Annotated in this window: 12 protein-coding genes, 1 pseudogene and 1 CRISPR repeat array; of the genes and pseudogenes, 6 read left to right on the top strand and 7 right to left on the bottom strand. The window is 42.7% G+C overall.

Annotated features, from left to right (window positions below; translation table 11 throughout):
- Positions 1-333: 333 nt before the first annotated feature.
- On the top strand, positions 334-780 hold the full coding sequence (locus H532_RS0113335) for a carboxymuconolactone decarboxylase family protein (RefSeq protein WP_027725890.1): 447 nt from the start codon (positions 334-336) through the stop codon (positions 778-780).
- A 219-nt stretch (positions 781-999) separates the two neighbouring features.
- Here the strand turns inward: H532_RS0113335 and H532_RS0113330 are convergent, their stop codons facing one another.
- Positions 1,000-1,422 (bottom strand): YlbF/YmcA family competence regulator, encoded by a 423-nt coding sequence (locus H532_RS0113330; RefSeq protein WP_027725889.1) that lies wholly within the window; start codon positions 1,420-1,422, stop codon positions 1,000-1,002.
- Positions 1,423-1,688: 266 nt separating this feature from the next.
- Here H532_RS0113330 and H532_RS18935 point away from each other — a divergent pair, with 266 nt between their 5' ends.
- A complete protein-coding gene (locus H532_RS18935; protein ID WP_038112505.1) occupies positions 1,689-2,093 on the top strand; it encodes a DUF1259 domain-containing protein in 405 nt (134 codons plus the stop codon).
- A gap of 253 nt (positions 2,094-2,346) precedes the next feature.
- Here H532_RS18935 and H532_RS0113320 read toward each other — a convergent pair whose 3' ends face one another.
- From H532_RS0113320 to mscL, 4 genes are all read right to left on the bottom strand, one after another.
- The gene (locus tag H532_RS0113320) at positions 2,347-3,315 is read right to left on the bottom strand and encodes a tRNA dihydrouridine synthase (protein ID WP_027725888.1); all 969 of its coding nucleotides are present in this window, start codon (positions 3,313-3,315) and stop codon (positions 2,347-2,349) included.
- 165 nt (positions 3,316-3,480) lie between these two features.
- Entirely contained in the window at positions 3,481-5,100 is a 1,620-nt protein-coding gene (locus H532_RS0113315; protein ID WP_027725887.1) for a hypothetical protein, read from the bottom strand.
- On the bottom strand, positions 5,097-5,885 hold the full coding sequence (locus H532_RS0113310; RefSeq protein WP_027725886.1) for an ABC transporter ATP-binding protein: 789 nt from the start codon (positions 5,883-5,885) through the stop codon (positions 5,097-5,099). The genes H532_RS0113315 and H532_RS0113310 overlap by 4 nt, the downstream gene beginning before the upstream one ends.
- Before the next feature lie 829 nt (positions 5,886-6,714).
- Entirely contained in the window at positions 6,715-7,098 is a 384-nt protein-coding gene (gene mscL / locus H532_RS0113295) for a large conductance mechanosensitive channel protein MscL (protein WP_027725884.1), read from the bottom strand.
- Between the two features lie 237 nt (positions 7,099-7,335).
- Here mscL and H532_RS19670 point away from each other — a divergent pair, with 237 nt between their 5' ends.
- On the top strand, positions 7,336-7,707 hold the full coding sequence (locus H532_RS19670; RefSeq protein WP_051263342.1) for a DUF6194 family protein: 372 nt from the start codon (positions 7,336-7,338) through the stop codon (positions 7,705-7,707).
- A 187-nt stretch (positions 7,708-7,894) separates the two neighbouring features.
- Positions 7,895-9,260: pseudogene (locus tag H532_RS18925) on the top strand (ISLre2 family transposase).
- Between the two features lie 289 nt (positions 9,261-9,549).
- On the opposite strand, the gene H532_RS0113280 reads toward H532_RS18925, so the two are convergent.
- The gene (locus H532_RS0113280; protein ID WP_027725883.1) at positions 9,550-9,948 is read right to left on the bottom strand and encodes an NUDIX hydrolase; all 399 of its coding nucleotides are present in this window, start codon (positions 9,946-9,948) and stop codon (positions 9,550-9,552) included.
- Between the two features lie 218 nt (positions 9,949-10,166).
- Positions 10,167-10,529: direct repeats of the CRISPR family, unit length 31 nt; unit sequence AGTTTCAATTCCTCATAGGTAAGATCAAAAC.
- A 789-nt stretch (positions 10,530-11,318) separates the two neighbouring features.
- On the opposite strand from H532_RS0113280, the gene H532_RS0113275 reads away from it, so the two are divergent.
- On the top strand, positions 11,319-11,666 hold the full coding sequence (locus H532_RS0113275; protein WP_027725882.1) for a PadR family transcriptional regulator: 348 nt from the start codon (positions 11,319-11,321) through the stop codon (positions 11,664-11,666).
- Positions 11,656-12,492: a DUF1129 domain-containing protein gene (locus tag H532_RS0113270; protein ID WP_027725881.1), complete on the top strand. Its 837-nt coding sequence runs from the start codon at positions 11,656-11,658 to the stop codon at positions 12,490-12,492. The genes H532_RS0113275 and H532_RS0113270 overlap by 11 nt, the downstream gene beginning before the upstream one ends.
- A 344-nt stretch (positions 12,493-12,836) precedes the next feature.
- On the opposite strand, the gene H532_RS18915 is transcribed toward H532_RS0113270, so the two are convergent.
- Positions 12,837-13,138: transposase (locus tag H532_RS18915; protein WP_245566476.1), on the bottom strand; the 302-nt coding region annotated here is incomplete at its 5' end.

The following is a 13,138-nucleotide window of genomic DNA, read 5'->3' as shown; positions in this document are numbered from 1 at the left end:
CATTCGGGCATGACCCAGTAAAGGAGCTTTTCCGGCCTCCACCTCATGGATAGGTAGAACGAAGGAATGTAAGAGCTTTGACTCTGTGAGACATGGGAGGGTAAACCGCCATGAGCGTTGTGGAGATCCCTATGTGCGATCATATCTTTGTTACCAGATAAAGGTAAATAGAACCTTTGTCTTACACGAAGTCAACTTAAACATCCATTTATTAGGTAAAATACCTATAATATCCATGAATTGATTGACAGGTAAAAACAATTGGTGCAGATTTCCGGAGAAAATGCGAGTAATTTTAAGAAAAACTTTATTTTATAGAGGGAGGTCAGCTAAATGACGCTTCGCATGAACTATCGGGAAGTTAATCCAGAAGCTTTTGAGACAATGGTCGAGCTTGAGGTTTTTAACAGAAAAAGCGGGTTGGACAAACGGCTTTACGAATTGATCAAGATTCGAGCATCGCAAATCAACGGATGTGCCTATTGTGTCGATATGCATACCCGAGACTTGCAAAAGCTAGGAGAAAGCCAACAAAGGATTAATCTCATCAGCGTCTGGCGTGAAGCGCATGACATATTTACGGATAAAGAAAAAGCTGTTCTCGAATTGACGGAAGCCGTCACCCTGATTTCGCATGGCGGCGTACCGCAGGAATTATATGAAAAGGTGCGGCAATATTTTACCGAAAAAGAATATATCGACCTCATCATGGCCATCAACACCATTAACTGTTGGAACCGTATCGCAATCTCTACCGGCATGTATCCGGGTGTGTTTTAACTTCAAAATAATCGAGAGAAGTCATTGTTTTACATTCATTGCTTTAAAATGGTACCGATTGTTGTCTTGTCAAGACGCAAGGTCTAGATAGGTTTTAACAATCATGCGCCTTCATCACCAGTGCTTTATCACATAGAAAAAAGCAGTGTGTCAAAAATATCAGGCATTTTGACATACTGCTTTTCTTTTCTCCAAAGGCTCCTTGTTGAGAAACAATTCTTAATGGCCGCCGCAACCGCAGGAGCCCCCGCAGGCGCACCGCCCGCCAAAAAGATCCTCTTCGTCAGGAATACGGCCCAATTCAATCGTTTTAATGACCGATTGGGTCACCCAATCTTTGACTTTGTCGAATTCCCGGTTGGCATATAAAAAGTCACGGGAAACGGGGTGGGTATAAACGGCTTCACGCGCTTCATCCAGTTCTTCGATTTCTTCACGCGTAATTTCAATACCATGTCTCTGTTTTTGTTCAAGAAACTCCTGTAATTCGATGACATTATTATAAATCGACTGAGCCTCTTGGTCAGCATAGAAATTGTGGATCATTTTTTTGAGTTCTTCAAAAGCGGGTTGATCTAAAATCACCTGACAGAGCGCCTCTGTTTTTGCTTTGATTTCTTCCATATTGGGTTTCGGCTTCATCAATATCCTCCTCACAGTGTTCCTTTTATAGGAATGACTTCTTTTCGAAAAAGCCGCATATCGTCCATTAGTTTAATCATAGCCATTTTCAATTTTTTTGTTGTGAGATAAATCATATTTGTTCGGATTAGGTGCGAATCAATTCTAGCTAGTATCGTTGTCCTATATTAAACGTTTGTTTTTCTTTGAAAAAAGCACTTGTCCATATCATGACAATCTTCAGAAGCGTAGCTTATAATATCTCGCCGAATACGGAGGTGAAAGCGATGTGCAAATGTCATACATTGCCATGTAGAAAATTAGCCAACATCATCGACGGCCAAATTCTCGCTTCGAGTGGTGGATTATGTGTCGTTCAAAGACTGAGAAACATTAACGCTAAGATTCTTGGACGTAAAACCAATTCCCCCTTAGCCCTCCCCTTTGCATTATCATTCGAAAACAAAAAGAAAGGAAAAACGCTAAATTTAGGCGAAACCGTCATTTTGCAAAGGGAAATAAACCCGTTTCTCACAGCACTTCGGAGGCGGGGGATTCTCGTCACGGCGCTTCATAACCACTGGTTGTTTGATCATCCACGGTTAATGTATATCCACTGGGAAAAACTTAGTGATCCCGAGCGATTTGCCAGAGACAGCTTTAATGCCGCAAAAGAAGCTGGCTTGTTTTAACGCCAAGAGGCCGAGACATAAGGGGATCTGACTACGTTCAGATTTTATGTGGCTTGTAAAAGTCTTCCACCATAATAGAAATCCCATCGCTTTCTCTAGAAAAAAACTTGGCTCTGCGAAGCCTTTGGGGCGAAGGCAGAGCTTTAGTTGTTCTTATGCTTTCTGAATCTTACATGTATAACAAAAAACAGGGTGGTGTCGATGGACAAACGGATAACTGTCTTCCATCTTCATCCACCCCGGATTTATCGCGTTACTTATTCTGGACCAAAAAATCCTTTAGTATAGCCCGGACTTCATCCGTCGATTTGGTATTCATCAGTTGATTTCTCAGCTCGCTCGCCCCGCGAAAACCTTTGACATAGATCTTGAAAAAGCGAAGCAGCGGTTTAAACGGACGCGGCTCAAATTCCTTCGAATATTTGTCGAAGAGATCCAGATGTAGTTGTAACAGTTCAAGCAGTTCTTCATGGCTGTGTTCCCTGGGTTCTTTTTCAAACGCAAATGGATTTTTAAAAACGCCACGCCCGATCATGATCCCGTCTACCCCATATTGCTCAACGAGTTCCAAACCCGTCTTGCGGTCGGGAATATCTCCATTGATCGTCAAAAGCGTATCCGGAGCCACTTGATCGCGGAGCTTTTTAATATCGGCAATCAATTCCCAATGGGCAGGAACTTGACTCATTTCCTTTCGTGTTCGCAAATGTATGGAAAGGTTGGCGATGTCTTGTTGTAAAACATGGGTCAGCCAGTCGCGCCACTCCTCAACATCCGTGTAGCCGAGCCGCGTCTTGACGCTGACGGGAAGCCCGCCGGCTTTAGCCGCTTGAATGATTTCCGAAGCCACATCCGGGCGGCGAATCAAGCCACTGCCCTTGCCTTTCGCAGCCACATTATGGACAGGGCACCCCATGTTAATATCGATGCCGCTGAAGCCCATTTCCTTCATGCCGATGCTCATTTGCCGGAAATATTCGGGCTTGTCTCCCCATATATGAGCCACAATGGGTTGTTCATCTTCCGTAAAAGTCAAACGCCCGCGCACGCTCGTTCTCCCATCTGGATGGCAAAAGCTTTCCGTATTCGTAAACTCTGTAAAAAACACATCCGGTCTAGCCGCATGGCTGATGACATGACGAAAAACGACGTCCGTGACATCTTCCATTGGCGCCAGTATAAAAAATGGCCGCGGTAAATCACGCCAAAAGTTGTCTTTCATAGGCAAAATCCTTTCATGCTGGGACACTCATTTAACCTGTCACCCAAAATAAAAAGCAAGGAGACCCCTGCTTTTAATGTGTTTCAATTATTATTGGTTTACCCTCATCATAACAAATTTCAACACGTGTTGGCTAACATCTTTAATCTATTATGGGGCATGACTTTAGAAAATTTTTTCTCTCGGCACGTTCATGAACTTCCTCCAGAGCCATACCGCCAAAATGGCTAACAAAAGCGTATAAACCGCTGTTCCATACGAAAATTGCGAAACCTTATAATGCGCAGCTACAAAAATCCCGATGCCTAAAATGAGCAAAAATAATTTTATTCCCCCTTCCTTGGCTTCCTCCATCGGTTTTGAAAAAGGCAAGCCCTCATTAGTCACTTTAAAACTTATTAAAGTGTAAATCACCGCTGTGATGAATATCGCCACGAGGTTAAGAAAAACTGACATGCCAAAAAGCCATAAATAAATGAGGCTTAACAATAAATAAATCGGCAAAAACAGCTTTACGAGAAAAGCTTTGAGCGTGCCCTTAAATATAGACGAAAAGTCATTTAACGGTGCTGTTTTAAAAACCCAAGCACCCTTATATTTTCCCGAAAAATTGAGCATGAGCACCACACTTGGAATCATAAGGAGACAGGCATAAATGGTCAACCATCCTCCTCCCAATCCCTTCCCATCAGTAACTCTTATATCATTAAAGAGAAAGACGAAAGGGAAAATCAGCGAGAATCCTAAAGCAGGGTACACCCTGAGTTTAAAATTTCTTTCCTTTTTCATCATGCGCCCAGCGAAGCGAAAAAACATGCGCTCTTCTTTCGTAAAACAAATGAGGTTGTACGCATTTTTCAGGCCCGGCCGGATTGTCTTGCGGCTTTTTCCGCCTTCAAAAGCAAGTTTTTGCAAGCTGCGTTCAAATAATCGCATCGATTTTGTATATAGAAAGAGGGCTACTAGCGGAACGACCAACCCCAAAATCGTTAAAATCACATAGTCCCGATTCCCGCGGCCGTTCAAAAACCATTCATAAGGTGCCGCATACCAGAACGGTGGAAGCAAATAATGCCACCACTTAACCGTTAATGCCACATGAAAATTTACGATTTCAAATGACCGGACGACAATTTGGTAACCAACTGTCATCCCAATTGTGACCGCGATCTGCACATAATTGATGAAGTCTTTGAGCTTTTCTCCATCAAAAAAACGCAAAACGGCCAAATAAATAAGGGCCGTGATGAACACGGTTAAGAAATTGACCAAAATCAGTTCAATCACAAAGATGACCGCAAAGCCCGGTCCATGAACCAAAGTTCCGACGATCAGCGGAATAGCCGCAAAAGCGATCGTAATGAAAAACATATAAACTGAGACATGGACGGTTTTCGCTGCGGAGATCGTTTTTTCTTTTATAGGTTTCGTGTGAAGGATCACGCGATCGCGGATATCCAGCAATACTGATGAATAATCTGCCAGCATCGCGGTAAAGAGAATGAAAAAAATAAACGAAAACAATATAGTCATTTGATAAATATAGTTGCCACCCATAGCGGCAAACGGCGTCGCAATAAGCCCAAACAGTATATAAAGCCAAAGCGATTTAAAAAAGTAATTGCCTTCTTTTTTTGGCTTTTTCGCAAATTGATACAGTGTCGGAACCCGCCGACTATCTATCTTGAATTTCACTTCAAGGATTTTTCGCATGATCTCATACTCGATCCCGGCTTTTTCAAACAGCCACCGGAAACGGTCAATAACTTTTAAAATAGCGTTCATGCCTTTCCCCCTTCAATCGCTGACACAAAGGCATAAGCGATATCCTTATGATCATTAAAGCCGGTTAACTCCGTAAAAATCTCTTCCAAGCTGCCCTCTGAATGTTGGGACCGCAACTCTTCAAAAGATCCGTCTGCAGCGATTTTCCCGTCAGATAACAAAATAATGCGGTCACTGATTTTTTCAACGACATCCATGATGTGTGAGGAGTAAAAGATCGTCTTTCCCCGTTTTGCGAGCTGGGCAAGGATTTCTTTAAACACCGTCACACTGTTGGCATCCAATCCATTGATCGGCTCATCCAAAATGACGAGATCGGGGTTATGTATGAGGCTTGCAATGATCAATAATTTTTGTCGCATGCCCTTAGATAATGATGATATGCGAGAATGATAGACATCACCCAGCCCAAAAAGCGCCATCATTTTTTGAGCTTTTACGTCAATGTCTTCTTCCTCCATCCCGTATAAGCCTCCGACGAAAGACAGATATTCGCTCGCCGTCAAATGATCATAAATCTCCGCCGTCTCAGGCACATAGCCGATCCGCCTTTTATATGTGACATCCCCTTGAGAGATATCTTGCCCAAAAAGTTCAACCGTTCCGACATAGCTTTCTTCAAGCCCGAGTAAGATTTTGATGGTCGTGCTCTTTCCTGCCCCATTAGGCCCGATATAGCCGATGACTTGGCCTCTTTTTATTTCAAGGTCGATGCCCTTTAAAACTTCCTTTGACCCGTAATTGATTCTGAGATTTCTCACCGATAATATTGTTTCGTTTGTCAAAATCGCACCCACCCTCTTTTTCCATTTTTCACAATTATATCATATTTTAAGTTCTGGACTTTGACTAGTTTAGGATAAAGAAGCAAAAAAGCATATTATTTCCCGCCTCAATCGCCGACATTTTGATACGCAATCCGAGATTGCATATCATTTCCCCGCACAAAACTCTTACAAGTGATACGCAATCCTCAAAAAAGGAAAATTATGGGGAGATTTTCGCCTGAAGATCAAAAAAGCATATCATTTCTCGCCTCAACGGCCGGCAATTTAATACGCAATCGGAAATTGCATATTATTTTCCCGCCTGAAACCCTTGCAAATGATACGCAATCTTGAAATTTGGAAATATATGGGCGGGTTTTTAGCAGTAATTCAAAAAAGCATATTATTTCTCGACTCAAAGGCCGGCAATTTAATACGCAATCCGAAATTGCATATCATTTTCTCGGCCGAACTCCTTAAAAGTGATACGCAATCGTTAAATTTGGAAATATATGGGCGGATTTTCAACCGAAAATCAAAAAAGCATATCATTTCTCGCCTCAAAAGCCAGCAATTTAATACACAATCCGAAATTGCATATTATTTTCCTGGCCGGAACCCTTAAAAATGATACGCAATCTTGTAAATTGGTAATATATGGGCAGGTTTTTGGCCGAAATTCAAAAAAGCATATCATTTCACGCCTCAACGGCCAGCAATTTAATACGCAATCGGAAATTGCATATCATTTCCCCGCCCGAAATCGTTAAAGGTGATAAGCAATCTTAAAAAGCCGACAGGAATGCCCCGCTGCCGGCTCCATGATCTATAAGTCAATTTTTTGGTCTTAATTTCCCTGTTGTTTTTCTTTCAACAAATCACGTATTTCCGCAAGCAAAACTTCCTCCTTAGTAGGTGGCGGAGGATTGTCGGCTATTTCCTCTTTTCTTTTAAAGCGGCTGATGGTTTTTATAAAAAGAAAAATGGAAAAAGCAATGATGAAAAAGTTAATGACGGTTTGAATGAAAGACCCGTATTTGATGTGGGCCTCGCCGAACGAAAGCGTCAAATTGGTAAAATCGACCCCACCGATGAGAATACCCATCAACGGCATGATGAGATCATCCACCAGAGAACTGACGATTTTTCCAAAAGCTGTGCCAATCACGACCCCGACGGCTAAATCAAGGACGTTCCCTTTAAACGCAAACTCCTTAAATTCCTTCCACATGTTCATCATCCTTATAAAACTAAATCGAAAGGGCGTTTCCCTTTTGCCTGTGCTCGTTTAGATGATAACATATTTCGTTCTACCTTTTCATTACAGTTTCACCTTCATCACATCGCCACCACACAATTTTTCGCAAAATTATTTACAAAGTTGTTATAATATGATAAATGAATTCAGATGGACCTTTTAGTAAGTTGTGGACTAGTGTTGTGATTTTTTATAACGGGAGGTAGGATGATGAACCAAGAAGATTTTGAAAGATTCATCATGGAATTGCCGCATGTCCAGCGGGAGGAGAATTTCGGTTATTTGTTATTTTTTGTTGGAGACGACCACCGATTACCGTTTGTAACCATTGCCAACTCCGTCAATGATATTGACAATGTATCTAATCTTGATAGAGATGGTGTTTTTCGCATTAACATCGGAGTGAGTAAGGAGACATTCAACAGCCTTGACCTTCATTTAAATGAGGATATGGATTATTCGGTCCTCAATGTGTTTCTCCCACACCCTCATTATGCCAAACAGCATTTTATTTGCATTCTTAATCCGGTTGACGACAATTTAGAGAAAACGAAGCCATTCATTTTAGAGGCCCATGTGTGAGTAAAATGTTTGTGGGAGAAATTCTTAGAATTCCCCGATGAGGGGGTTGGGAACGTAGGTTCGCAATCCCCCTCATCGGGGCCAGCAAGCGAAGCGCGGTAGGATCCCAAGCAGGAAACATGAAAAAGGACTCTCTCCCTGGTAAGATGATCATTGTCCACACCATCAAACAGGAGGAGAGAGTCCCATGAATATTCAACAACATCTTACCACAAATTCGTTGACATGGAAAGAGATCGAACTTGATTTGTTTCGAGCCTTGCAAAACGCCTTCACCGAGCTGTTTACGGCTTTGTTGGAGGACATCGACCGACAATTGGCGGAAACCCGGGACAAGCGCCGGTACCACTTGAAAGACAAACGACGCACCACGATTCAAACCCTGTTTGGCGAAGTTACCTTTGAGCGAAACTACTATTTAGACCGAGAACAAAACCGTTACACGTTTTTGCTTGACTCCTTTTTAGCGTTTGATGGATCACAGTCAATCAGCCCTTGTCTAGAAGAAACAGCGGTGGGATTGGCTATGGAGTGCTCTTCCTATCGCAAAGCGGCTCATACGCTTGCCCAGATGGTCGGGTATCCGGTGATGAGCCATGAGGCGATCCGCCAGTTGGTGCTCGAGGCTGAAGTTCCGCTGCACTGCCCGGTTGACCAGCGATATGGACGGGTGCTGTTTGTGGAGGCCGATGGACTGTTTGTCTCTCGCCAAGGGAAGGGAAAACGGGCCAAGGAAGACAAAATCCTGACCGTTCACGAAGGGTGGAAGCGCAACGGCTCACGGATCGAATTCGTGAATCAGCGCCATTACGTCCATGAGGGCAAGAGGGAGGTGTGGGAAGGCTTCGAGGAATTTTTGATGAACGAATATGCCTATGATCCGTGTCGGGATCTTCTTGTCATCAACGGGGACGGCGCTCCATGGATTACCGCATGCCGGGAGTATTTCAAAGGACGGGTCTGCTTCCAATTGGATCGATTCCACGTGGCGCGTGAGTTGCGCCAATGCCTCTCGGGCCATCCACGGTGGCAGGCGATTCGGCAAAAGCTGGCGAAGCAGGATGAAGAGGGGTTGCTTGTGGAACTGAACAGCGCCCTCGGCACGCTGGGGGACGAAGCGAAAGAACAACAGCTGGCTGCCTTGATCCACCGGATTGAATCGATGCCGGGATGCATCCGTGATTACCGGGAATGGCTGAAGGAGCAAGGAGTGGACACAACGGGCATGTATCCGATGGGGAGGGCTGAAAGCGTGATGAGCCAGCTGGCGTATCGGGTGAAATACCGCCGCAGTTGGACAGACAAGGGACTCAGGACGTTTTTCAAGGCAATGATTGCCCGGATGGATGGGATTCGTCTTTTCGGACGTCGTTTCGGAGAAGAATCGTCGCATCCGGCGGAGGAAACGGCATCTACCAAACAGACGATCGTGAACAAGGCGAAACAACGCGTCCGCCGTCTTCTTCCGGAGGTAACGCGGAAACAAGCCATATTTACAGCAATCGTCCGGGACTCCGATCTATCATGCCCTGTCTGAACTCAAGGGATGGTAAAAAAAGGTATACATATCGGTCTGTCATGACAAGGGATGAGAGTTCTAAAGCGCTTACGGATGGAATTCAAAAAAATGGTTCGCTAATCTATGACTTACATCTGTTTTCAGCGAACCAAAAAAGTTCCCACAAAGTCTTGACTGACTCGAAGCCCATTCAATCGCTAAAAAGCGATACGAAGGTAAGAAAGCTTTAACTGATGAAAAAATATAATGGAAAAAGGTGACATTGTTTTTGTAATTTTCAAAGGGAATCCTATTCTCTAGGAGTTCCCTTTTTTTGAGGTGCGTTATTTTTTTAATAGGGATTGAACTTTTAAAGCAACTTCCCTCGGTCTTACATCAATTGATGATAGACTTTCTATTTCTACCCACATTGGCAAGTATGTTCCTCTACCTCTATTTTTGTCCGTGTATTCTTCACCTTGACCATTTCCTAAAGCCCCAGAAATAATTTCAGCTAGAAAAAAATATTGCGTCCCGTTGTATTCAACTTTTGAAAGGCACTCATTAATTTTTACTTCAACCCCTAATTCCTCTAATGCTTCTCTTTTAGCTGCAGCTTCTGGTGTTTCACCGTTCTCTATTCCACCACCAGGGAAAACATAATATACAGAACCATCCCTAATTCGTTGAATTAATACAACCTTCCCATTTTCTACTATTACCACTGAGCCTCTATTTCTCATAAATGAAACCTGCCAATTAGGAAAATTTGACAATCCAAGTTAAAAGATCCTTTCTGTCGAGAACATACCGCTATCAATAATTATCTTACAATCCGTTGTAGCATCATCGTCCGGACTTGAGGCACGAATTACCTCACTTAGCCTTGCTGCGTTTAATTCCTTATGGGCGAAACCTATACTTGCTATCTTAGAGGATGGCACCCTTTGGGCGTGGGGGTAATTGCTTTTCCTCATAGGTCAGATCAAAACCTTTCCATCCAGCCAACTTTGTTCATGCTGTGGATAGTTTCAATTCCTCATAGGTAAGATCAAAACTTGCAATCAATTCCAAATCTCGATGCACACCGCCGAGTTTCAATTCCTCATAGGTAAGATCAAAACCGTGGCATCCGGAACATCTGGGAGAACAATTACCCAGTTTCAATTCCTCATAGGTAAGATCAAAACAACTGGATTGACCTTGGCAGCACATTCTTTCAGCTTGGTTTCAATTCCTCATAGGTAAGATCAAAACCCGGTCGATGATGTGATTGTTAATCTCAAACGTGACAGTTTCAATTCCTCATAGGTAAGATCAAAACCCCCAAAAGTTGCTGATATATCAATATTCTTCGTCGGGTGTAAAAAATCCTTTTTTTATGTTACTTTTTTTGTTTTTTTCAAAACGCCGCGTAACTGAAGGGATTTTTGCGAAAAACGAATGTCGTCGATCTCCGGGGTTTTTGACGCTACCGAGGGTCGACGACACAAATAAGTCGATTTATTCTCAAACCTTACATTCGATAAGATGGAGGTTAATTTTCAAGTTCACATACACACACGACCAATACGTCCCGCATTCTTGGGTAGATCTTCGGGAACGTTTCCATACCGTCATCGACTGAAGTTAACAATTTCGTTAATTTGATGTCTCCGATGAACTAATGACATGCGAGGGCACACACCAAAGTACTGGCGATTTTCGCCAATAGCGGAACCCATGTTGGCCTACCAGCTAAAGGACATTCCGCTAAAACGCGATAGCTTTTACTTCCTCTGCATAGCCATTATAACTTCTTCATCTGCATTAAAAAAACCAAACACCTTTTACAAAGCCTTTTTCGCGCCACCTTTCTCGTGCGTTTTACCAGATCACTCCTTTAAAGATAACATGCTTTCTAATGCTGATGCGGTTCCTTTAAGGTTAACATGCTCCCTAAGGATCATTCATGGTTCCCGCAAAAATTTCCACAATGTTATTTACAAGACTGTTGTTGTGTGATATTTTTTATTTAGTATGTATTACCTAATAGCACAGAGAATCAACAAACCAAACACAGAGGCGTCATATTGCCTAACTAGTATGTAATGCCTAATAGCGAGGTGAGCCAATGAAGGAAACCCAATTGTTAAAAGGTGTGCTGGAAGGGTTAATCCTTTCCATCATTAAAAAGCGATCCGTTTATGGTTATGAATTGATTCAAATCATGCGCCACTATGATTTTACAACAATTATCGGCGGAACCATTTATCCCATTCTGCAGAAATTGGAGAAACAAGGATGCATCAGCGGTCGAACACTGCCCTCCCCCGATGGACCGGATCGAAAATATTTTTTCATCACAGAAAAAGGGGAAGAACAGTTAGCCTCCTTCATCGAGCAGTGGCGTTCATTGAACGTCAAAGTCAACCGCATATTAGAAGACAAGAAGGGAAGTGCCCCAAGCGATGGCGAATAAAAAAGTCAATGAACTAATAAAAAGAAATAATGAACTCAGGGAGTTATTGACGCCCGAGAATAAAGCGTACTATGAAAAAATTTTACTATACATGCGAACATACGGGATTTTCTATGATGATTTAGAAATTGAACAGCAACTGATGATGATCTTGCAAGATATCTTGGAAGCGCAAAAAAACGGAGAATCAGCGAAGTCTTTTTTTGGTAAAAACCCAAAAGAATTGCTGGATGAAATGAAAAAACAATTGGACCGACCATCGTGGAAAAACATCTTTCAAATAATTGGTTTGGTTTTTTTAATCAGTTCGTTTTTTGAAGTGGTCGGCAGCTTCTCGGCACCGGTCTTCAAATTTAACCTTTTTACCATTTTGTTCAATGGCCTTTTTTCCATTTTCGTTGTATACGTGATTTTCAAAGTTCTACACCGAGGGATTTATTTTGAAAGACCTTGGCCAAAATTCGTTAAATTCCTTGTAATATGGCTTTCGGCATCGGCGATCTTCGCGGTTTTTGTTTTGTTTCACGTTTTGGCCCCAAAACAAGGGGAAGTGACAATCAGTTCACCCTTTGATTGGCTATTTACACTTGTCGTTCTTATCTTCGTGACGATTTACGTGTTCTTCAAAAGGAAAAAAGAATACTATGGGAGTTTTGTCTTTGTAGCCCTCATGGGTCTATTCGGAATCTTTTGGCGGCTGCCTCAGACCAAAACGATCGTTGAAGAAGGAGTTCTCCACCAAACCCTCATCATCCTTAATATCGTATTGCCTTTAGCTGCCTACATCCTTGTCGAAAGGTTCGTCATTAGAAAAAGTGGAGAATAACCTGAGAATCCGCGTCATTAAGTATATTCATGGGAGATTTCCCAGGGAATTGAATTTACAGGAACGGGGTCACTTGTAGGTGAAACTGATTCCTGTTCTTTTTTTGGGCGCATTTGTCACCTAAGCATTGAGTTACGGATTATAGCTTAGAGTAATGACAGGGTCAAAGTCTTTTTGACAAATACAAGAACAAGTTGGTTTCAATAGGTTTGAGCTTATAAACGGGTTTTGTGTTCTATTCCTCATAGGTAAGATCAAAACTCCAAAATTATCGTAATGGCGTCCCAGGAGGACGTAGTTTCAATTCCTCATAGGTAGGGACTACTGAACAACCTACATTTTGATCAAAAGCTTACCACTCGCAGTTTGTGACATGAAAATACCTGACGAATGATCAAGTGAAAAAAGGAAAAAAAAGTATCCCGAAGGATCTTTTCAAGGTTCATAACCAGAAACTGCAGGGCAATGACGGTTTCACTTGTCTGTCGAAGGCGTGCTCGAATAAGACCAAGCCCATATGTACGCTTGCCCTCGCCAAATTTGCCTTCGACGGCGTTCCGATCCAAGGCGTCCTGGTATTCTATTCGTTTTTGGGCGCTGTCTTCCTCACTGTCTTTTAAAGGCCGGCCCAGTTTCGGTCCGCTCA

The sequence above is a fragment of the Tuberibacillus calidus DSM 17572 genome (assembly GCF_000430685.1).
GTDB classification, from domain to species: domain Bacteria; phylum Bacillota; class Bacilli; order Bacillales; family Sporolactobacillaceae; genus Tuberibacillus; species Tuberibacillus calidus.
The sequence above is the reverse complement of the archived record's forward strand: the minus strand, read 5'-3'. Positions and strand labels throughout refer to the sequence as shown.